This is a genomic window from Afipia sp. GW823-FHT06G09 (assembly GCF_058794875.1).
This window is the reverse complement of the sequence record NZ_JBXAHF010000001.1, coordinates 690917-710169: the sequence shown is the minus strand read 5'-3', so window position 1 is coordinate 710169 and position 19253 is coordinate 690917. Positions and strand designations below refer to the sequence as shown.

The following is a 19253-nucleotide window of genomic DNA, read 5'->3' as shown; positions in this document are numbered from 1 at the left end:
GTATCTGCATTTCGCATCGCGGTGACGTGAAAATGTCATTGCGAGCGAAACGAAGCAATCCAGACGTGCTCACCACAATGCGCTGGTGCTTCGCCGCTTGCTTCTCGCAATGACGGCGCAGAATGTCTAAAAATAATCGCTAAAGCGAACGGCTGACGGACAGCGGCGTCACCTGACGCGGTCCCGGCATGGCGCGCTGTCCGGCGGCAGTATAGCCGTTTGGAAGATTCTTGCGTTGCATTTCGCCGTTGACGCCGCGCACGATGCCTTCGGAGACCGCATGCGCCGTCGCAAGCACGGTGAGGTTGACCTGCAGCATGGCGCGGAAGGTGTCGTGGTGACGGTGCAGCGCCGTAAGCAGTTCGGGCGTCGCTTGCTTGAGATAGTCGCGGCTTTGCGCCAGCCTGGAAATCGCTTCGGTGTATTGCCGCGATGCTGCGCTCTTTTCGGTTTCGAGCGCCATCGCATCTCGGATGTTGCCGGCGCGGACGAGTTCGGTCTCCCGCTCCACGATCCCGAGCAGGGTGCTCATGATCTGCATCAATCCTTCGGCGAGCTTGCGGGCCTCGGCCGGCGTCGCTGCCGGCGCTGGAGCGGAGGATGCCTTGGCATTTTGGAGGGGCATGAGATGTTCTTCCGGTGCGTCTAGCTGGCGCGGTTGGCCTGCTGAAGAATGAGAGTGCGGTAGACGTCGTTTGAAATTCCGACGCCGCCCGCCTGTGCAAAAGACTTGGAGTATTGCTCGGTCATCATCGAGCGCCAGACGCCGGTGCCCGGCGTGTTGCCGTAAGGCCCGTCGCCCTTGATGCCGTTCATCATCTGCGAAAACATCGAGTTGAGAAACACCGCCTCGAAATCCTGCGCCTGGGTCTTGGCTTTCGCCTGTGCCTGCGGCGAGACCTTCGTCAGTGCGTCTTGCAGCACGAGATCGGGACGGCCGCCCGTGAAGGTGCCGGGAGCGCGCGTGGTGGTCGGGGTGATGCTCATTACATCACCTCGATGTCGGCCTGGATCGCGCCCGAAGCCTTGATGGCTTGCAGGATGCCGATCAGGTCGCGCGGGCCGATGCCAAGGCCGTTGAGGCCGTCGACCAGTTGTTGCAGCGAGACGCCGTCCTTCACCACGGCGAGTTTCTTGCCGTCCTCCTGAACGCCGACGCGTGTATTCGGTGTGACCACGGTGCGTCCGCGCGAGAATGGCGCGGGCTGGCTGACCTGCGGGCTTTCCGAAATGGAGACGGTGAGGTTGCCCTGTGCGACCGCGACGGTGGCGACGCGCACGTCACGGCCCATCACGATGATGCCGGAGCGTTCGTCGATTATGATCTTGGCGCCGAGATCCGGTTCGACCTGCAACTGTTCGATCTCGGTCAGCAGCGCGACTACGTTGCCCTTGAACTCCGCCGGAATGCTGAGCTGCACGGTGGAGGGATCGACCGGTTCGGCGGTCTTGGTGCCGAGATAGTCGTTGACCGCGGCCGCAATGCGCTTGGCGGTGGTGAAGTCGCCGTTGCGCAGGGCAAGGCGGACGTTGGGCAGGCGGTTCAGCGCGAACTCGATTTCGCGCTCGATGATCGCGCCGTTGGCGATGCGGCCGACTGTCGGGACGCCCTTGGTGATGCTTGCGGCCGCGCCCTCGGCGGAGAAGCCGCCGATCGCCAGCGATCCCTGTGCGACGGCATAGACGTTGCCGTCGGCGCCGAGCAGGGGGGTGACCAGAAGCGTGCCGCCCTGAAGGCTCTTGGCATCGCCGAGCGCCGACACGGTGACGTCCATGCGGGTGCCCTGGGTGCCGAAAGCGGGCAGGTTGCCCGTGACCATGACGGCCGCGACGTTGCCGGTGCGGATGGTGGAGCCGCGAATGTTGACGCCCATGCGCTCAAGCATCGCCTGCAGCGACTGCTTGGTGAAAGGGATGTTGTTAAGCGTGTCGCCGGTGCCGTTCAGGCCGACCACAAGGCCGTAACCGATCAACTGGTTCTGGCGCACGCCCTCGATGTTCGCGAGATCCTTGATCCGCGACGTCGCCTGGGCCGGTGCGCTGAAGGCGGACAGCAGGGCGATCGCCATGCATGCAGCCTGAAAAATCCGAAACATCCTCTGCTCCCCGCTGAGGTCTTTGCGGCCCAGCCCCATGCTCCCCACGAGGTTAGTCCGCAGTTAACTATGCGAGGGCCGTGCCAGAGCGGGATAATCCGTAAGATGTTGTTCCAATTAATAAATTATTGAAGGCGTTGGGCGAGCCCCTGTCGCGAAGAGCGCCGAACTTGCCGCATCCGGCATAAATTGCCGGGTTGTTTACTTCCCGTTAACCATAAATGGCCACTTTGGGGCATGGGGGTTCCGCGGACCGGTGTAAGAGCAGAGCTGGTGGTCCCGACCCGTTGTCTTGCGAGATAGGCACGATGCGAATCTACGGACCGAATGGAGCCAACCTGGCGTCGCCCACGGGAAACGCGCGGCGCTCAAGCTCGACAGCCTTTTCCCTCGGCGACATCGGAACGGCAGCGGAAACCCGCCCGGCAGCAGCACCGCGCGCCACCAGCGGCATCGATGCCTTGCTGGCGATGCAGGGCGTTGAAGATTCCACGGAGCGCCGCCGCCGATCGGTGGCGCGGGGCCGGACCGCGCTCGATGTCCTCGATGATCTCAAGATCGGCCTGCTGGCCGGTTCGTTCGATTCGGCCACCGTCGCCCGCCTGCGCACCGCGGCAGCCGACCTCAAGGCCAGCTCCGGCGACCCCGGACTTGACCAGGTGCTGTCGGAAATCGAGCTGCGGGTGGAAGTCGAACTCGCCAAGGCCGGACAATAAGGCTTGCGCCGGAAGATCGCTGACAGGCCGGAATTCCGGCCGTTTCCGTGCTTCTGCTGCGGTGCGGTTCCCTGTGGAAGGCCATATTTGAGGGCCCGATTCGGGTGCTTTCCGGCCCATCCGCGATATTGTCTGTCACAAGTCGTAGCTATATAAGCTGCCGCGCGGACAGGCATTTTCCGTCCGCCTTGTACGTCGACATGGACCGCACTTGGAAAAGTTGAAGAACTACAGGCCCTCTGAAAAAGAGCCTTTCATGAATGAGCGTCAGCGGGAGTATTTCCGCCGGAAGTTGCTCGACTGGAAGGAAGAGATCCTCCGGGAATCGAAGACCACGCTTCAGCAGCTTCAGGAAGAGAACGTCAATCATCCTGATCTTGCCGACCGCGCTTCATCTGAGACCGATCGCGCCATCGAACTTCGCGCGCGCGACCGTCAACGCAAGCTCATCTCAAAGATCGATGCCGCCTTGCAGCGGATCGAGGACAATACCTACGGCTACTGCGAAGAAACCGGCGAGCCGATCTCGCTGAAGCGGCTGGAAGCGCGTCCCATCGCGACGCTGTCGGTCGAGGCGCAGGAGCGCCACGAGAAGCGCGAGAAGGTTTATCGCGACGAATAGCAATTCGCGCCGTACGCGTTCACCGATTTCAGCCCGGTGGTCGAAAGACCATCGGGTTTTTTGTTCCGTTTCGGAACAGGAGGGGCCTTCGCGAATTAGCGCCCAATAACAAAGGGAGGATAATCGTGAAGATATTTTTGATCGCACTGGCGTTCGTGGCGACGTCGTTCGCGTTCATCGGTCAGGCCGATGCGCGTGGTTACAGGTATTGCCTGAAGAGCTCGCCAGGCCCCGGCGACTGCAGATACGCAAGCTATCAGCAGTGCAAGGCTTCGGCATCGGGTGTGGGAGGGACCTGCGTGCGCAACTATGGGCGGCGCTGAGCCGGAATTCTCCGGCTACGCGGCGAGGCTGAAGCCGGAGATCTGAACGCGGTTGCGGCCGGACGCCTTCGCCTCATAGAGCGCGGCATCGGCTCTGCTAAGTAGCGCCTGGAGCGTTTCCGGCTCCACCGAGCGAACGGCGATTCCTGCGCTGACCGTCGCCCGTACGGGCCCATTCTCCGTTTGAACGGTCGTCGCCTCGATTTGCGTTCTGATGCGGTCGGCAACAGTGGCGGAAGCCTTCGGACCTGCATCCGGCATGATGATGCAAAACTCTTCGCCGCCCATGCGCGCGGCAAGATCGTTTGCGCGGATGTTCGAATGGATCACGTCGGCAAAGGCCATCAGTATCCGATCGCCGGAATCGTGTCCGAAGCGGTCGTTGATCGTCTTGAAGTAATCCAGATCCATCATCACGACGGCCGTTCCAGATGGCGCGATCCCCATCCGGCCGTCGAACAGCGCGCGCCGGTTGAGCAGACCGGTCAGGGCGTCTCTCATGGCATCCGATTTGTGTCGGTTTGCGATCCGCATCTGATTGAGGGTGAGGGAGAGCGCCCCGATACCGGTCAATCCGGCGATCGCCATGATGGAATTGATCTCCTCCGCCCAGTTGGCCGGCCGGGACGTCAGGATGATCTGGCCCTGAACGGCGAGTGCGTAACCGCATGCGATGAAGGATGCCGCTGTGGCGACACAACATATGGCATTTGCCGTCATCAGGAGCCGGGATTCGGCGCGCGCCAGCCAATAGTGGCGCGCGATCAGCATAAGAAGCGCACCGATCGCGATATTCCCGATCATCGTTCCGATGCCGGAGTAACCCAGAGCGAAGGCGATCGATGTCGGGATGAGGGCAAGAGCGACAGCTACGGCTGTCGAAACCCAGTTGGTCTGGCCGGTGCAAAACCGGGCGCAGCCGGCGTGAAGGAATCCAAATCCCCCGATCAGGAACAGGAACGACGTCAGCAGAAGTCCCGAACTGTAGTTCTCAACGACGGCGCTGAAGACGATGACGCCGGCGACGATGAGCGCAAGTCCGGTCGCCCAGATCAGCAGATGTGTCTCGGACCGTCCGATCGCCCACATCATGAGAAAGGTCATGCCGAGCGAGGCGCTCGAAAAGCCGATCGCGACAAGGACGGATAGCTGATCAAGGAACATGCGACGAGGCCGTGGTTCAATCCTGAGCCTCTAGATAGGTCAATGATCGTTACCTAACCAACGATGCCGGCTTCATTCGCGTCTCAGGGTGATCAAATGGTTACTCCGTTCAGTCAAAGGATCACGGTACCGCTTGCGGGCGCAAATCGGCATCGGCGGTAATGGACGCAGTTGTGTTTGATTACTGAATCCGGGCGGGCGTTTCATCGAGCGCGATGGGTCGCGTGTCGCGCGCCGTCCCGCCGTACCTTTTTGCCGGTTCTTCGGTCCATCTCGCTGACAGATAGGCAATCGGCGTCGTCAGCACGATGACCACGATCGATGCGGCAAGGCCGATCTCCAGCGGATGGGTTGTCGCGAGTGCTGACTTGCGCAGATACAGACAGATGATTTCGAGAAACATCACATTGTAGAGATAGAAGCTGTAGCTGATCCGGCCGAAGAACCTTGCAACGGGGCGTCGGAGAATGTTGCCGAGCAGGCCGTCATCGCGGTGATAGAGCAGTGCGATCAGGAGGCCGCAGCAAATCTTCTCGGTGGTCGGTCCGCTGAAATACAGCAGGACGATCATGATGACGATCCAGCTATGGTGCGGCAGGACGCCGGCCACCGCGCTGCCGATCCGCGTCGGTATCAGCATTCCGACAAGAAAGTAGGGCCAGAAGGTCTTGATAGGGCCGATGTTGAGGCCGCCGATATTGAGAATGAGGGCGACGGCAACACCCGCGATGAGAAGTCCGGCTTCCCGCCCGATCAGATAGCCGCCGAACGCGACCAGCATCGCGGGCGCCGCCTGCATTTCGACGGACAATGTCCATGTCGGTCCGTTGACCGGGAATGAATAGAGCAGGGCGTTTTCGATGAAGCCCTGCACCGAGACCGGGATACCGAACACCGCGTAGACGCCGGTCATCACAGCCAGACATACAATCAGCGGCGGATAGATCCGCAGGAATCTGCGGATCAGAAACGTTGCCGACCGGCTTGCCGCCGATCCCTGCAAGCGGCGCAGGCTGCCGAACAGAACCGTTCCGCTCAGAACAAAGAAGATGGCGACAGCGATGTTTCCGTTGAATGTGCGAAGAACAAGCCAGTTGAGCCGGTCATAGGCTCCGGCGAGGCTGGAAAAGTCCTGCTCCTGGACACGCGCGATGAGCCCCAGATCGACATTCAGCACAGTATGAAAGACCGCAACCGCCAGCGCGGCATATCCGCGAAGCCCGTCGAGTGCTTCGTTTCGTTGCTGCGAATGTTCCAAGCCCTGTCCCCGCTGTATCCGGGACATTAGCACGCAATCGCCGTGTCGCCACCCGGCCGCGCGCTGCGGATGAGGCCGCTATGCCAGGGTGTGGACGATGACCGGTCCGGCGACTGCGGTGGCCGGTCCGGTGAGCAGCGGCGCGAGGTCCTTCTCGATCCATGCCAGCCCGCGCTTGTTCGACTCTTCTGCGCCGGCAAAATTGTTGAAGATGCTGATCGCCGTCACCGTATCGTCCGGCGCATAGATCACATAATAGGCCATGAAGCCTTCGACGTTGCTGATGATCGGGATCGCGCCTTCCTTGATCCTGCGCGACAGTTCCTCGACCATGCCGGCTTTTGCCTTACCCTGACGAATAGCGGCGTACATGACACCCTCCTTCACCGGTCGGCTGCTCAGGTTGCGAAGGCTGCGACGTTGCATCACGCCCATTCAGAGGCGGCCGAGCAGCAGGATTGTCCGCGCTGAACGGTAGGCAGCTTGCGCAGGCGGAAATTATCACCTCCGCGACCGGCTGAACACGGCGAAATGTTTGCTCAAAACGATCACGGCCTGCATCAGGGGAGCTGATGCAGGCCGTGTCGTGAACACCGTGCGGCGCCTAGGTTCGCTGCCTGGTGTGGGAGCGGGGAGAGAGACGGTGGGAGCCGTCTCTTATTGATGCGACATGATCCTTTCCGGAAAATCGGGCCTGCTGAAACGATACTTCGGTGTTGCGGTTAGAACGGCAGCAGGATGTCGAAGGCCTGCTGGCCGTAGCGGGCCTGCTGCACGTCGGTGATCTGACCGCGGCCGCCGTAGGCGATGCGGGCCTGCGCGATCTTGCTGGAGTCGATGGTGTTGTCGCTCTGGATGTCCTCCGGCCGCACGATGCCCGCCACGATCAGTTCGCGGACCTCGAAGTTGACGCGGATTTCCTGCTTGCCCTCGACAACAAGGTTGCCGTTCGGCAGCAACTGGGTGACGACGGCGGCGACGTTGGTCTGCAACGCTTCCTGCCGGTTGACCGAGCCCTTGCCGTCGCTGGACGAGGTGGAATCCGCGGTCAGCATGCGGCCGGGAGGGATCGGTGCATTCGTGAGCGGAATCTTGTTGATGCCGAAGAAGCTGGTGACGCCGGAGTTTTCCGAGTTGGTGCGGCTGCGCTGGGTCTCGTTGGCGATGTTGGCCTTGTCGGTGATGTTGACCTGCACCGTGAGAATGTCGCCGATCTGGTGCGCACGCTGATCCTTGAAGAAGGCGCGCGAACCGTTCCGCCACAGCGAATTCGGATTGAACGACGCCGGCTGCGGCGCGGGCATCGGCATCGACACCGGCTTGTAGCCCGCCTGGGTTGTCGGATTGTCGATCGCCGAGAGCTTCGGCTTTTCGCCGATCGCAGCGAGACGATCGAGGGATGAGCAGCCGCTGGCCATGGTGCCGAGCGCCAGGAGACTTCCGGCGACGATGAGGCGATTGAACACGTGAAACTTCGACATGACTGATTACTCGGCTTTTTTGGATTCGGGAGCGGCAGGTGGCTCGCTGTTCGAAAGTGCTGCGGTGGTGAGGCGAGGGCCGGGGGCGGTGATGGTGACCTGGCCGGGGCCGGTCACGACGCCCTGAACGGTGCGTTTCGATTGCAGGTTGACGATGTTGACGACATCGCCTTCGGTGCCGCTGTCGAGCGCCTTGCCGCGGCCGGTGAGATAGAGGCCGGGCGCTTGGTAGATCAGCATGACGCCCTGATCGCGCGAGACCAGATCCGGCTTTCCGAGGTCCGCCGCTTTCAGCGCCTGTCCGGCGCGCATCTGCTTGCGGGCCTGCATGCCGACCGAACGGTCGCGGTTGATCACGTCGTTTCCGATTTCAGTCTTTGGCCGCCGCTCGACCACAACGTCCGACGATTTCAGAATTTCGTTGCGCTCCACCGCGCGGGTCAGCACTGCTGCTTCGACAGTCTCAACCGCGGTACCGATGAAGCGCAGCTTGGTCGGATTGTAGGTCACGTCGTTGGGAATCTCGAAGGTGATGTCGAAGCGTCCGTTGCGCGGGTCGAACCGCACGATGGTCGCGCGCATGTCGCCGGTATGGGCGGCATCGAGCTGCAATTCGCGCAGGTCACGCTCGAAGGTGACGGAGATGTTGGCGGCGTCGCCGAGGCCGTTGCGCCGTTCCAGCACGCGGGCGATCTGCTGTTCGATTTCCTTGGAGACAAGGGTGCGCGACGAACGGGTGACCGACACCTCGCGGAGGTCGCGGGTGTCGACGCCGATCACCTGATGTGCGCGCAGCGCCGCAAGAAGCTGCGCGATGGGCAGCGAGCCGGTGGTGCCGAGGTCAGGCGCGCGAAAGATCGCGATCTGTGCTGCGCTTCCGGCGTTCTCGACGACGTCGCCGATGCGGACGACATCGCTGCTCACGGTGACGTTCGCGCGTAGCACCGGAGAGGCAAGCGAGTCCTGCTCCGACTGCGCCAGTACGGCGCCCGACGTTGCGGCGAGGAGGGCGGCGGCGATGACAAATGAACGCAACATCACTCTCTCCCTTAGCGGAACATGCCGGTGGTGGACTGCATCATCTGGTCGGCGGCGCTGACGACCTTGGCGTTCATTTCATAGGCGCGCTGGGCGGCGATCAGGTCGGAGATTTCCGACACGACCTCGACGTTGGCCGATTCAAGATTGCGCTGCTGCATGTCGCCGAAGCCGTCGGCGTTGGCGAGGCCGTCCTGCGGCGGACCGGAAGCCGGCGTATCGGTGAACAGGTTGTCGCCGATCGATTGCAGGCCGCCCTTGTTGATGAAGCGGGTCAGGCCGATCTGGCCGACCACGGTCGGCGTTGTCGAACCCGGTGTCATCACCGAGACCTGGCCCTGCTGGTTGATGGTCAGCTGCGACGAGTTCTGCGGGATTGTGATGGTGGGCTGTACCGGATTGCCCTGCGCCGTCACCACGCGGCCCTGACCGTCGGTCGTGAACGAGCCGTCGCGGGTGTAGGTGTAGGTGCCGTCGGTCATCTGGATCTTGAAAAAGCCCTCGCCGCGGATGGCGATGTCGAGATCGCCGCCGGTCGGATTGAGCGTGCCCTGTGTCATCAGGCGCGGCGTGCCGACGGTCTTGACGCCGCCGCCGATATCGATGCCGACCGGAAGGATGGTGCCCTGATCCGACGCCTGCGCGCCGACGCGCTTGACGTGTTCGTAGATCAGATCCTGGAACTGCGCGCGCTGCTTCTTGTAGCCGGTGGTGCGCAGGTTCGCGATGTTGTTGGAAATGACCTGGACGTTGAGCTCCTGAGCCGCCATCCCGGTCGCTGCTGTGTAAAGTGCGCGCATGGATCAGTTTCCTTATGCCGGAACGTCGGCAAGTGTCTGGAGTGCGGTTTTGCGAAGGTCATTCTGCTGCTGCATCAGCGAGGCGACCGACTGATAGGTGCGCATGACTTCCATCATGCGGGTCATTTCAGCGACGGCGCTGACATTGGACTTCTCGACAAAGCCCTGATTGAAGCGCGAGGCGAGGTCGGGCTGTGCCGTGGTGCCGGCCGGCGCCGAGTACAGGTTCGCGCCTTCGTTCTGGAGCTGCTGCGGATTGTCGAACTTGACCAGCTTCAGCTTGCCGCGAATGGAATCGAACTGGGTCACGATGCCTTCGCGCACCGTGATGGTGCCTTCGCTCGAGATCACGATGTCCTTGTCGGTCGGCTGGAACACGATCGGGCCATTGGTGCCGAGCACAAGGTTGCCGCCGGTGGTGACGAGCTGGCCCTGGGAATTGATCTGGAACGAGCCGTCGCGGGTGTAGCGCTCACCGGCCGGGGTCTGCACCGCAATGAAGCCCTTGCCGTCAATGGAGACGTCCAGCGGGCTGCCGGTCTTCTCGGCTGGGCCTTGCGTGAAATCGTGATAGGCCGCGCGGTCCTGAACGAAGCTGACGCGGCGGTCGCCGGCCGAGAAGTTGTCCTCGCGCGCGCCCGTATTCAGGTATTCCTCGAACAGCGACTTGTTGGCCTTGAAACCATTGGTGTTGGTGTTGGCCACGTTGTTGGCAATGATGTCGATCTGCCGCTCAAGCGACATCTGCCGCGACAAAGCGACGAGAAGCGTATTCTCCATCGGCCAATCTCCCCTTGTTGAACCGCGCCGTGCCTCTCCCAAGGCGTGACGCGGATCGTGCGAACCGTTGAGGCTCTCCCAAGCCGCGGTTCGCCATCTACAATGCGAGGGGCGTGCCAACTAAAAAATACGAGAGATTTCAGTATTTTAATGATTTCGAGGCGGTGACGTGGGTCGGCAATAACCTCTTGTTGACCATGTTGCCTCGGCAAATTTTTCCCACCTGAAGGACAAAAGAAAGATTTCGTTAACCATTGCGTCCGTACGGTGGACGTAGAGGGCGCTCACGCGCCGGCGGCCTTTGTATCGCGTCATTTAAAGCCAGTTCGGCAGCATCGAGCCCATCCCAGGACGACGGGCGGGGGCAATGGCAGACGACGATCAGGTCGAAGAGGGCGGTGCCGAAGCCGCCGCTCCGAAGAGCAAGCGCAAACTCATTATGATTGGCGGCGCCGCAGCGCTGGTGCTTCTGCTGGTTGGCGGCGGCTGGTTCTTCTTCATGCGCGGACACGGCAAGGAGGAGCACGCGGCTGCTCCGCCCCCGAAGCCGCCGGTGTTCCTCGACGTGCCCGAGGTACTGGTCAATCTGGCGAATGCGCCGGGCGAGCGGGTTCAATATCTCAAGGTCAAGGTTGTGCTCGAGGTCAAGGATCAGCCGCTGGTGGCGCAGATCCAGCCGACCATGCCGCGCGTGATGGACCTGTTTCAGACCTACATGCGCGAGTTGCGTCCAACCGACCTCAACGGATCGATCGGGCTGTTCCGCCTGAAGGAAGAACTGACGCGCCGCGTCAACGCTGCGATCTCGCCCAGTCAGGTGAACGCTGTGCTGTTCAAGGAAATCGTCGTTCAGTGACGGACGGAAGTTGAAACATGTCTCCGGGCGATAATGATGTCGATCAGGATGCGCTAGCCGCCGAATGGGAAGGCGCGCTGGATTCCGAAGATCCGGCCGCGGCTGCGGCTGAGGCGGAAGCCAATACGCTGACCGAGACCATGGCGGAGCAGTGGGCCGCGATGGTCGACGACGGCAGCCGCACGCTCGACATCGGCAAGGCCGGCGGCGAGCGCGTCCTGTCGCAGGAAGAAATCGACAACCTGCTCGGTTTCAGCGACGGCGAACTCAATATCGACGAGAATTCCGGCATTCGCGCCATCATCGATTCCGCGATGGTGTCGTACGAACGCCTTCCGATGCTCGAAATCGTGTTCGACCGCCTAGTGCGGCTGATGACGACGAGCCTGCGCAATTTCACCTCCGACAACGTCGAAGTCTCGCTGGACCGCATCACCTCGGTGCGCTTCGGCGACTATCTCAATTCGATCCCGCTGCCCTGCGTGCTCTCGGTGTTCAAGGCCGAGGAATGGGAAAACTTCGGCTTGTTCACGGTCGATTCGAGTCTGATCTATTCGATCATCGACGTGCTGCTCGGCGGGCGCCGCGGGCAGCCGTCGCTGCGCATCGAAGGCCGTCCCTATACCACCATCGAAACCAATCTGGTCAAGCGCCTCGTTGAAGTCGTTCTCGCCGATGCCGAGCAGGCCTTCCGGCCGCTGTCGCCCGTGACCTTCACGATCGACCGGCTGGAGACCAATCCGCGCTTCGCCGCCATCAGCCGGCCTGCCAACGCCGCCATTCTGGTCCGCCTGCGGATCGACATGGAAGACCGCGGCGGCAACATCGAGCTTCTGCTGCCCTACGCCACCATCGAACCGATCCGCGACGTGCTGTTGCAGATGTTCATGGGTGAAAAGTTCGGCCGTGATCCGATCTGGGAGGGCCATCTTGCCACCGAGATCGCGCGGGCGGAAATCGCCGTCGATGCCGTGCTCTATGAAGCCAACATGCCGCTCAAGCAACTGATGATGCTGAAGGTCGGCGATACCCTGCCGCTCAACGTGCGGCCCGATGCACTGGTGACGGTCCGCTGCGGCGACGTGCCGCTCAGCGAGGGCCGGATGGGGCGTGTCGGCGATCGCGTTGCCATTCGTGTCACCAAGCCACTGCGCAAGCCGCACACAACTTACGCGATGTTCGAGAAGCAAGACGAGCAAACCAAACTGATGGAGGCACAATGAGTCACTCATTCGGACTTGTGATCGAGAGCCTGGTTGCGGTGCTGCTTTTGCTCACGATCGGTTACTGCATGCTCCTGAACCGGCGGCTTAAGCGCCTGCGGGCCGACGAGCAGTCGATGCGCGCCATGATCGCCGAACTCATCACGGCGACCGAAATCGCCGAGCGTGCGATCGGTGGCCTGAAGCTGACGGTGCGGGAGTGCGACGAAAATCTCGGCGCTCAGCTCACCGCCGGAACGGCCCTGTCGGCGAAACTCAGCAAGCAGGTGATGGCCGGCGAAGCGATCCTCAACCGTCTGACCCAGATCGCGCTCGCGGCCCGGCCATCGGTCCCCGAGGTCGAGATGGCTGCGGGGGCCGAAACGCCGGCTGCTCCGGTGCAAAAGTCGTCGAATGCGAAGACGCTGCTTGCCGCCGCCCAGGCATTCTCCGAACGGCGAAGGGCCACCGGTCTCGCTGCATGAAAACACTTCTTCGCGATATCCGGATCATCCCGATACTTTTGATCGCGACCTGCTGTCTGGTCGTGCTCAAGGTATCGGGCCTTCTGCTTGAAGGCGGGTATATCCTTAACGATACGCCGAAGCCGAAGTCGTGGGCGCAGGAGACCTTCAACTTCCCGTCGCCGGGCAAGCTGGATTCGTCGGATGTCACCGGTTCGGTCGCCGCCAAGGATGACAAGCCGGTCGTGGCAGCTCCCGAGGTCGCGCCAATTCCTGACGGCAAGGTGGTCTATCCGGATCCCAACCGCGCGGTGACTGCATCCGAACGTGCGGTTCTTGAAAGCCTTCAGGCGCGGCGGCAGGAGATCGAAGCCCGCGCACGCGAAATCGAAATTCGGGAAAGCCTGATGAAGTCCGCTGAAAAGCGGATCGAGGGCAAGATCGAAGAGATGAAGGCGACCGAGGCGCGTGTGTCAGTTGCCGGGCAGCAGAAGCAGGAACAGGAGGCCGCGCGCTTCAAGGGGCTGGTGACGATGTACGAAGCCATGAAGCCGAAGGATGCGGCGAGGGTGTTCGACCGGCTTGAACTGTCGGTGCTGTTCGAGATCGCGTCGCAGATCGCGCCGCGCAAGATGTCCGACATCATGGGACAGATGCAGCCGGAGGCGGCCGAGCGATTGACGGTCGAACTGGCGCGCCGCTCCGGCGATAGATCGTCATCCGCGAACGACCTGCCCAAGATCGAAGGCAGGCCGCAAGCACCCGTCCGAAACTGAGGCGTGTTGGGAATGTCCAGGACCGCCGGCACAATTAAGCCAGCCCGAGGGACCAGGCCGAAAGCCCGCTCTCTTGCGGGCCGGCTTTGCTGCGGCCTGCGGTCATCGGCGCTTGCGCTGGCCGTTCTGCTGTCCTGCCTGTCGGTCGCCGCAACAGCCGCTCCGGCTGATCCTGTCAAAGGCGAGGCAGTGCTGACGGCGCAGCCCGGTTATGCCCGCCTGATTCTCAAGTTCAAGGAAGACGTTCCGACCGATGTGATTGTCGCGGGCGCGATCCTGGTCATTCAGTTCAAGAAGCCCGTCGACGTTCCGATCGATCTGCTTGCGGATTCCGTTCCCGCCTATGTCGGGTCGGTTCGCCGCGATCCCGACGGCACTGCGATCCGCATGGCGCTGACGCAGAAAGTCAGCGTCAATGTGATGACCGCGGGAGAGCGCGTGTTCATCGATCTGTTGCCGGAAAAATGGACCGGGCTTCCGCCCGCACTGCCGGCCGAGGTTGTGAAGGAGCTGTCCGAGCGTGCGCTGGCCGCCGAGCGCGCCTTGCGCATGCAGAAGATTGCGGATGAGGCGACGAAGCGTCCGCCGGTTCGCGTACGGGTATCGATTCAGCCGACCTTCGTCCGCTTTGTCTTTGAAATGCCGGACGGCGTGAATGTGTCGTCCTCGCTGGGGACGGAGAAGTTCACGTTGTCGTTCACCGCGCCGCTGATGTTCGATCTTGCGGACGCGAAGATCGCGATGCCTGCGAACATCACCTCGATCAATCAGAAGATCGCGGGCGACGGGGCACGCGTCGAGATCGCGCTGATCGGCGAGGCGGATATTCATTCGTTCCGCGAGGACAAGAATTACGTCGTCGACGTTGCCTTCGAGCCGGCGCAGAAGCCAAAAACCGTCAATTCGCCGTTGAAGCCGATCCCGGGCGACAAGGCCAGCGAGATCGCGCCGCCGACGTCCGAACAAATCGCACGTCAGATGACGGCGGACGCCAAGCCGGCTGAAGTCAAGACAGCCCAGGTCAAGCTGCCGGAGATTCAAACGCCGGACGTCAAGCCGGCGGAAACCGCTGCGCCCGCGCCGTCGACCGATGCGAAGGCCGAGACGGCCGTTGCGAAGCCGGACGCCGCGACGGCTGTGCCGACTCCTCCAGCCGTTGCCGAAGCGCCCGTGAAGACGCCGCTGGTGCCATCGCCGCCTGCCGTGAAAGCCTCGCCGCCCGAAAAGGCTGCGGCCAAACCCGCAGCGGAGGTCACGGTGGAGGCGAGGCTCACCAGTGACGATTTCCGCCTGACGTTTCCGTTCAGCACTCCTACCGCCGCGGCGGTGTTTCGCCGTTCGGACTCGATCTGGCTGGTGTTCGACACCGATCAGGCGATCGATGCCAGCGCCGTCCGCCGTGAGGGCGGATGGATCGTCGCAGAAGCCGTTCCTGTCGATTTGCCGAAAGGCCGCGCGCTGCGGATACGGCTGAATCGTCCGCAGCTTGCAACCCTGACGGGGGATGAGCGTGCGTGGACTCTCGTTCTCGCCGACAAGGGACACGCACCGCCGCAACCACTGGTCGCGACACGCAACATGGCCGATCCCGGACGCGCCAGCGTCAGTGTCAGCCTCGCAAAGCCCGGACAGCTTCATCGGCTGAACGATCCCGATGCCGGCGATCTGCTGCTGGTGATGACGGCGGGCGCGCCGTCGCGCGGGTTCATGAAGCGCCAGGACTTTGTCGAGTTCTCGCTGCTCGAATCGATCCACGGTGTGGTGATCCAGCAGAAGTCGGATGACATCACCGCGGGCATCTCGTCGGATACGCTGACCCTGACGCGGCCCGGAGGTTTGACGCTGTCCACCGCGACAGCGGCGCCGGAGCGCGCAGCCGCGCTCATTCGTCCAGTCTTCGACGTCACCGAATGGCGCGACTATCAGAACGCCGAGTTCATTCCGACCCGCAACAAGCTGCTGACAAAGGCGGCGCTGGCGACCGGAATGGCGCGCCTGCCTGTCCATGTCGACCTTGCGCGGTTCTATCTCGCACGTGGACTGTATCCCGAAGCGAAGGGCATTCTCGATCTGGCGTTTTCGGAGATCAAGCCGGGCGAGGAAGAAGCCTCGTCGCTGACGGTTCATGCTGTCGCCAGCACGCTGGCGGGGCATCCTGCGCTTGCGCTGGCGGATCTCGCGAACCCCGCCGTAGCCGCGAATATCGATTCCCAGCTCTGGAAGGCGCTTGCTCTGGCGCGGCAGGAAAAATGGGTGGAAGCGCGCGAGAAATTCAAGAACGTCGAGTTCGCCATCACGGCGCTGCCGCTCGATCTCCAGCGCATTGTGATCGCGGACGCGTTCCGCGCGTCGCTTGAGGTGAGGGACTATCCGGGCGCGGCGGTGCGGAGCAACGATCTTGACGTCGTCGGCGTCGGTCCCGAGCAGACGGCGGCGATTGCGCTGTTGCGCGGGCGTCTCGCCGAAGCGCTGGGCCGCGATCAGGACGCACTGGCGGCGTTTCAGGCCGCCGCAGGGTCGGCCGATCGTCCGTCGGCGGTCGAAGCGCAGGTCCGTCAGATTGCATTGCGCCAGAAGCGCGGCGAAATCAGCGATGACGATGCGCTTCGCGATCTTGAAGCCATCTCGGTCACATGGCGGGGCGACTCCATCGAGGTGAAGACACTGGAGATGCTGAGCCGGCTCTACGCGGCCAAGGGGCGTTATTCGGAAGCTTTCTCAGCCGTACGCACCGCGACCATGCTGCAACCGAACTCCGAAGCATCGCGAAAGATGCAGGACGAGGCGTCGGCATTGTTCGAGCAGATCTACAATGGCGCGAAGGGGGAGGATCTTCCGCCCGTCGAAGCGCTTGCGATGTTCTATGAGTTCCGCGATCTCACGCCGATCGGCCGTCGCGGCGACGAAATGATCCGGCGTCTGGCGGATCGTCTTGTCGCCGTCGATCTGCTCGAACAGGCGAGCGAGCTTTTACAATACCAAATCGATCACCGGCTTGAAGGCTCGGCCCGCGCACAGGTCGCCTCCCGGCTGGCGATGGTCTATCTGATGAACCGCAAGCCCGATCGCGCCATCGCGGCGCTGCGCACCACGCGGATCGCCGATCTGGCCGGAGAAATCCGCCAGCAGCGCCTGTTGCTCGAGGCGCGGGCGCAGACCGACATCGGTCGTCACGATCTGGCGCTCGACATCATCTCGAACGTCGGCGGCCGCGAGGCGGTCCGGCTGCGGTCGGATATCTACTGGGCGTCGCGGCGCTGGCGGGAGTCCGCCGAGCAGATCGAACTGCTTTACGGTGATCGCTGGCGCGATTTTCAGCCGCTGTCGCCGACCGAGAAGAGCGACGTCATTCGCGCCGTGATCGGATACGCGCTGGCGGAAGATGCCATCGGCCTTGCCCGCTTCCGCGAGAAGTACAGTCCGAAGATGGACGGCGGCGACCGCGCAGCGTTCGACGTGGCCTCGAAGCCGGCGACGGCGAACAGCGCGGATTTCGCGCGGATTGCGAAGATGGCGGCGACCATCGACACGCTCGATGGCTTCCTGCGTGAGATGAAGGTCCGCTTCCCCGATGCAATGGCGCGCGCCAAACTGCCGCCTGAAATCAAGGCCGATCCGAATCCGACGGGCAGCCTGAAGCGGGTGAAGGCGACCCGCTGACCGGCGGACGCTGCAGGCGTCATTGCAAGCGAAGCGAATCCAGAGCGACAAGGAAGTTGGATTGCTTCGTTGCTGACGCTCCTCGCAATGACGAAACGGAAAGTCTCGCGAGCCGACTTACCCGCCGCCGTAGCTTTGCACGAGGCTGCCTGCCACCAGCGACCAGCCGTCCACCAGCACGAAGAAGATCAGCTTGAACGGCAGTGACACCACCACCGGCGGCAGCATCATCATGCCCATCGACATCAGAACCGATGCGACCACAAGGTCGATGATGAGGAAGGGCAAAAACAGGAGAAAGCCGATCTCGAAGGCGCGCTTCAGCTCGGAAATCATGAAGGCGGGGATCAGGATGCGCAGCGACATCTGCTCGGGCGTGGCCGCCGGTGGCTCGCCCGACAGGTCCATGAACAGCTTGAGATCCTTCTCGCGCACATTCTTCTGCATGAAGCTGCGCAGCGGCACCGTGCCGCGCTCGAACGCCTGCTCGACGGTGATCTGGTTGGCAACCAGCGGCTTGATGCCGTCGTCATAAGCTTTTTGCAGCACCGGTCCCATTACGAATCCGGTCAGGAACAGCGCCAGCGCGATGATGACCGAGTTCGGCGGCGCGGTCGCGGTGCCGAGCGCCGTGCGTAGCAGCGACAGCACCACCACGATGCGGGTGAACGACGTCATCATCACCAGGATCGACGGCGCGATCGACAGGACCGTCAGCAGCGCGATCAGCTGGATCGCGCGCTCGGTGACGCCGCCGTTGCCCTGGCCCAGATTGATGCTGATATCCTGCGCGCTCGCCGGTTCGATCAGGAACCCGGTGGCGGCGACAAGACTGGCAAAAAATAAAACTCTACGCGGTGATGTCGAGGATCTCACGCGGGAGGCTTCGGACGGCCGAGGAGATTGGCCATCTCGTCTTCGAGATTCTCGAACGCAGCCTTTGGCGCGGGCGGCGGCGGCGCCGGTGGAACTGGCGGGCGCGGGGCGCCTTCGGAGCGCGGCACGGGCCGATTCCCCGCAGCCTCAGGAGCAACGGGTGGTGCGCCCGGCCGCTCGACCGGGCCGATCGATGGTGCGGTGTCGAGGCGAGGTTCACCGCCGGGCCGGCGCAGGGCGGCTTCGAGCCGCTGCGCCATGTCGGCGAGGTTCTGATCCGCCGATGACAAAGCAGGATCGGGTGCCGGGCGTACCGGCGGACGGGGCGGCATCGGCGGCGCTTTCGGAACGTCGCCCGAGCGCGGCATGCGCGGCGGCATCGGTTCGCTGCGCTCGCTTCGCGGAATTGCGCGAGGCTCCGAACGCAGCATCGGTTCAGGACGCAACGACGGTTCGGGACGAATCATCGGCTCCGGCGTGAAGCTCGGCATGACGTCCGGGCTGTGCCGCTCAGGCAGCGGAGGGGCGGGCCGGCGGGTGTCGTCATTATAAGGAGCGCGCACCGGACGATGGGGCAGCTCCGGCGCGGACGGCTCGCGATGTTCAAAAGCCTCGGTATGCGGGACTTCGCTATCGGACCAGCCGGTGTCGGGAGCCAGACGCGGCGGAAGCTCGGTTCCCGCAGGCCCGCGCGGTGCCGCCTGATCACGCTGCGGCACGCTGCGTACGATATTGGGTTCGACCACGAGATCGGCGGGGCCACCGATCATCAGCAGATGTTCGACGTTGTCGCGCCGGACCAGCACCAGCCTGCGGCGGCCATCGACCGCTGCGGCATCGATCACGGCAAGCCGCGGCATGCGCCCCCGGCTGGCTCCGGAGCCGCCGAGACTGCTTCCGCCAAACCGGCGAACAAGCCAGGCGGCAACTCCGATCAACGCAAGAACGATGACGAAGGCGATGAAGAACCAAAGCGTTTGCGGCATGTCCTGTCCCCGTCAAACAACACTCGCATCTATGCCAGATTCGCAGGTCACTGGCCGCGAAACAAGCAGTTTGGGACGAATTGAGTGCTAAGTGCGCGCTACCGGTTAATTCTTGACGGCAAATGCTGCCGCCGGCGGATGAGTACCCTATTAAA

At 62.7% G+C, this 19253-nt stretch carries 20 protein-coding genes; 8 read left to right on the top strand and 12 right to left on the bottom strand.

Going from position 1 to position 19253, the window contains the following annotated elements; translation table 11 throughout:
* Window positions 1-139: 139 nt before the first annotated feature.
* The 3 genes from AC1Q67_RS03650 to AC1Q67_RS03640 are packed head-to-tail and all read right to left on the bottom strand — an operon-like array spanning window position 140 to window position 2096.
* Window positions 140-625 (bottom strand): hypothetical protein, encoded by a 486-nt coding sequence (locus tag AC1Q67_RS03650; protein WP_492235178.1) that lies wholly within the window; start codon window positions 623-625, stop codon window positions 140-142.
* 20 nt (window positions 626-645) lie between these two features.
* Window positions 646-987 carry a flagellar assembly peptidoglycan hydrolase FlgJ gene (gene flgJ, locus AC1Q67_RS03645; protein ID WP_492235179.1) on the bottom strand — a complete coding sequence of 114 codons (342 nt, stop codon included), beginning with the start codon at window positions 985-987 and terminating at the stop codon, window positions 646-648.
* On the bottom strand, window positions 987-2096 hold the full coding sequence (locus AC1Q67_RS03640; protein WP_024577031.1) for a flagellar basal body P-ring protein FlgI: 1110 nt from the start codon (window positions 2094-2096) through the stop codon (window positions 987-989). Before AC1Q67_RS03640 ends, flgJ begins: the two co-directional genes overlap by 1 nt.
* 308 nt (window positions 2097-2404) lie before the next feature.
* Here AC1Q67_RS03640 and AC1Q67_RS03635 point away from each other — a divergent pair, with 308 nt between their 5' ends.
* The 3 genes from AC1Q67_RS03635 to AC1Q67_RS03625 all read left to right on the top strand — a co-directional run bounded on the left by AC1Q67_RS03635 (window position 2405) and on the right by AC1Q67_RS03625 (window position 3757).
* Window positions 2405-2812, top strand: a complete 408-nt coding sequence (locus tag AC1Q67_RS03635; RefSeq protein WP_492235180.1) for a flagellar assembly protein FliX — start codon at window positions 2405-2407, stop codon at window positions 2810-2812.
* 256 nt (window positions 2813-3068) lie between these two features.
* Window positions 3069-3434: an RNA polymerase-binding protein DksA gene (gene dksA, locus AC1Q67_RS03630; RefSeq protein ID WP_006021432.1), complete on the top strand. Its 366-nt coding sequence runs from the start codon at window positions 3069-3071 to the stop codon at window positions 3432-3434.
* Between the two features lie 125 nt (window positions 3435-3559).
* A complete protein-coding gene (locus AC1Q67_RS03625; protein WP_492235181.1) occupies window positions 3560-3757 on the top strand; it encodes a DUF3551 domain-containing protein in 198 nt (65 codons plus the stop codon).
* 15 nt (window positions 3758-3772) lie between these two features.
* On the opposite strand, the gene AC1Q67_RS03620 is transcribed toward AC1Q67_RS03625, so the two are convergent.
* The 7 genes from AC1Q67_RS03620 to flgF form a co-directional block, all read right to left on the bottom strand.
* A complete protein-coding gene (locus tag AC1Q67_RS03620; RefSeq protein ID WP_492235182.1) occupies window positions 3773-4921 on the bottom strand; it encodes a GGDEF domain-containing protein in 1149 nt (382 codons plus the stop codon).
* Between the two features lie 181 nt (window positions 4922-5102).
* Complete coding sequence (locus AC1Q67_RS03615) at window positions 5103-6179, bottom strand: acyltransferase family protein (RefSeq protein WP_492235183.1); 1077 nt, start codon at window positions 6177-6179, stop codon at window positions 5103-5105.
* A gap of 78 nt (window positions 6180-6257) precedes the next feature.
* Window positions 6258-6551 (bottom strand): hypothetical protein, encoded by a 294-nt coding sequence (locus AC1Q67_RS03610; RefSeq protein WP_024577036.1) that lies wholly within the window; start codon window positions 6549-6551, stop codon window positions 6258-6260.
* A gap of 350 nt (window positions 6552-6901) precedes the next feature.
* Complete coding sequence (flgH, locus tag AC1Q67_RS03605; protein ID WP_492235184.1) at window positions 6902-7660, bottom strand: flagellar basal body L-ring protein FlgH; 759 nt, start codon at window positions 7658-7660, stop codon at window positions 6902-6904.
* Window positions 7661-7666: 6 nt separating this feature from the next.
* A complete protein-coding gene (gene flgA / locus AC1Q67_RS03600) occupies window positions 7667-8698 on the bottom strand; it encodes a flagellar basal body P-ring formation chaperone FlgA (protein ID WP_492235185.1) in 1032 nt (343 codons plus the stop codon).
* A gap of 11 nt (window positions 8699-8709) precedes the next feature.
* Window positions 8710-9498, bottom strand: a complete 789-nt coding sequence (gene flgG / locus AC1Q67_RS03595) for a flagellar basal-body rod protein FlgG (RefSeq protein WP_024577039.1) — start codon at window positions 9496-9498, stop codon at window positions 8710-8712.
* Window positions 9499-9510: 12 nt separating this feature from the next.
* Window positions 9511-10278 carry a flagellar basal-body rod protein FlgF gene (gene flgF, locus AC1Q67_RS03590; RefSeq protein WP_024577040.1) on the bottom strand — a complete coding sequence of 256 codons (768 nt, stop codon included), beginning with the start codon at window positions 10276-10278 and terminating at the stop codon, window positions 9511-9513.
* 367 nt (window positions 10279-10645) lie between these two features.
* Between flgF and fliL the strand changes: the two genes are divergently transcribed.
* Genes fliL through AC1Q67_RS03565 form a run of 5 tightly spaced genes read left to right on the top strand, consistent with a single transcriptional unit; the run spans window position 10646 to window position 17236 of the window.
* Window positions 10646-11134, top strand: a complete 489-nt coding sequence (gene fliL / locus AC1Q67_RS03585) for a flagellar basal body-associated protein FliL (protein WP_492235186.1) — start codon at window positions 10646-10648, stop codon at window positions 11132-11134.
* A gap of 17 nt (window positions 11135-11151) precedes the next feature.
* On the top strand, window positions 11152-12357 hold the full coding sequence (fliM, locus tag AC1Q67_RS03580; RefSeq protein ID WP_024577042.1) for a flagellar motor switch protein FliM: 1206 nt from the start codon (window positions 11152-11154) through the stop codon (window positions 12355-12357).
* Window positions 12354-12821 (top strand): DUF6468 domain-containing protein, encoded by a 468-nt coding sequence (locus AC1Q67_RS03575; RefSeq protein ID WP_492235187.1) that lies wholly within the window; start codon window positions 12354-12356, stop codon window positions 12819-12821. The genes fliM and AC1Q67_RS03575 overlap by 4 nt, the downstream gene beginning before the upstream one ends.
* Window positions 12818-13576: a MotE family protein gene (locus tag AC1Q67_RS03570; RefSeq protein ID WP_492235188.1), complete on the top strand. Its 759-nt coding sequence runs from the start codon at window positions 12818-12820 to the stop codon at window positions 13574-13576. Before AC1Q67_RS03575 ends, AC1Q67_RS03570 begins: the two co-directional genes overlap by 4 nt.
* A gap of 12 nt (window positions 13577-13588) precedes the next feature.
* Complete coding sequence (locus tag AC1Q67_RS03565; protein WP_492235189.1) at window positions 13589-17236, top strand: tetratricopeptide repeat protein; 3648 nt, start codon at window positions 13589-13591, stop codon at window positions 17234-17236.
* 117 nt (window positions 17237-17353) lie between these two features.
* Here the strand turns inward: AC1Q67_RS03565 and fliP are convergent, their stop codons facing one another.
* Together fliP and AC1Q67_RS03555 are read right to left on the bottom strand one after the other, a co-directional pair.
* The gene (fliP, locus tag AC1Q67_RS03560) at window positions 17354-18112 is read right to left on the bottom strand and encodes a flagellar type III secretion system pore protein FliP (RefSeq protein ID WP_492235190.1); all 759 of its coding nucleotides are present in this window, start codon (window positions 18110-18112) and stop codon (window positions 17354-17356) included.
* Entirely contained in the window at window positions 18109-19098 is a 990-nt protein-coding gene (locus AC1Q67_RS03555) for a flagellar biosynthetic protein FliO (RefSeq protein ID WP_024577047.1), read from the bottom strand. The genes fliP and AC1Q67_RS03555 overlap by 4 nt, the downstream gene beginning before the upstream one ends.
* Between the last annotated feature and the right edge of the window lie 155 nt (window positions 19099-19253).

Excerpts from the sequence above, each read along its gene's own strand:
- AC1Q67_RS03650 (WP_492235178.1), bottom strand. The coding sequence starts at position 625 with ATGCCCCTCCAAAATGCCAAGGCATCCTCCGCTCCAGCGCCGGCAGCG.
- flgJ (WP_492235179.1), bottom strand. The coding sequence starts at position 987 with ATGAGCATCACCCCGACCACCACGCGCGCTCCCGGCACCTTCACGGGC.
- AC1Q67_RS03640 (WP_024577031.1), bottom strand. The coding sequence starts at position 2,096 with ATGTTTCGGATTTTTCAGGCTGCATGCATGGCGATCGCCCTGCTGTCC.
- AC1Q67_RS03635 (WP_492235180.1), top strand. The coding sequence starts at position 2,405 with ATGCGAATCTACGGACCGAATGGAGCCAACCTGGCGTCGCCCACGGGA.
- dksA (WP_006021432.1), top strand. The coding sequence starts at position 3,069 with ATGAATGAGCGTCAGCGGGAGTATTTCCGCCGGAAGTTGCTCGACTGG.
- AC1Q67_RS03620 (WP_492235182.1), bottom strand. The coding sequence starts at position 4,921 with ATGTTCCTTGATCAGCTATCCGTCCTTGTCGCGATCGGCTTTTCGAGC.
- AC1Q67_RS03610 (WP_024577036.1), bottom strand. The coding sequence starts at position 6,551 with ATGTACGCCGCTATTCGTCAGGGTAAGGCAAAAGCCGGCATGGTCGAG.
- flgH (WP_492235184.1), bottom strand. The coding sequence starts at position 7,660 with ATGTCGAAGTTTCACGTGTTCAATCGCCTCATCGTCGCCGGAAGTCTC.
- flgA (WP_492235185.1), bottom strand. The coding sequence starts at position 8,698 with ATGTTGCGTTCATTTGTCATCGCCGCCGCCCTCCTCGCCGCAACGTCG.
- flgG (WP_024577039.1), bottom strand. The coding sequence starts at position 9,498 with ATGCGCGCACTTTACACAGCAGCGACCGGGATGGCGGCTCAGGAGCTC.
- flgF (WP_024577040.1), bottom strand. The coding sequence starts at position 10,278 with ATGGAGAATACGCTTCTCGTCGCTTTGTCGCGGCAGATGTCGCTTGAG.
- fliL (WP_492235186.1), top strand. The coding sequence starts at position 10,646 with ATGGCAGACGACGATCAGGTCGAAGAGGGCGGTGCCGAAGCCGCCGCT.
- fliM (WP_024577042.1), top strand. The coding sequence starts at position 11,152 with ATGTCTCCGGGCGATAATGATGTCGATCAGGATGCGCTAGCCGCCGAA.
- AC1Q67_RS03575 (WP_492235187.1), top strand. The coding sequence starts at position 12,354 with ATGAGTCACTCATTCGGACTTGTGATCGAGAGCCTGGTTGCGGTGCTG.
- AC1Q67_RS03570 (WP_492235188.1), top strand. The coding sequence starts at position 12,818 with ATGAAAACACTTCTTCGCGATATCCGGATCATCCCGATACTTTTGATC.
- AC1Q67_RS03565 (WP_492235189.1), top strand. The coding sequence starts at position 13,589 with ATGTCCAGGACCGCCGGCACAATTAAGCCAGCCCGAGGGACCAGGCCG.
- AC1Q67_RS03555 (WP_024577047.1), bottom strand. The coding sequence starts at position 19,098 with ATGCCGCAAACGCTTTGGTTCTTCATCGCCTTCGTCATCGTTCTTGCG.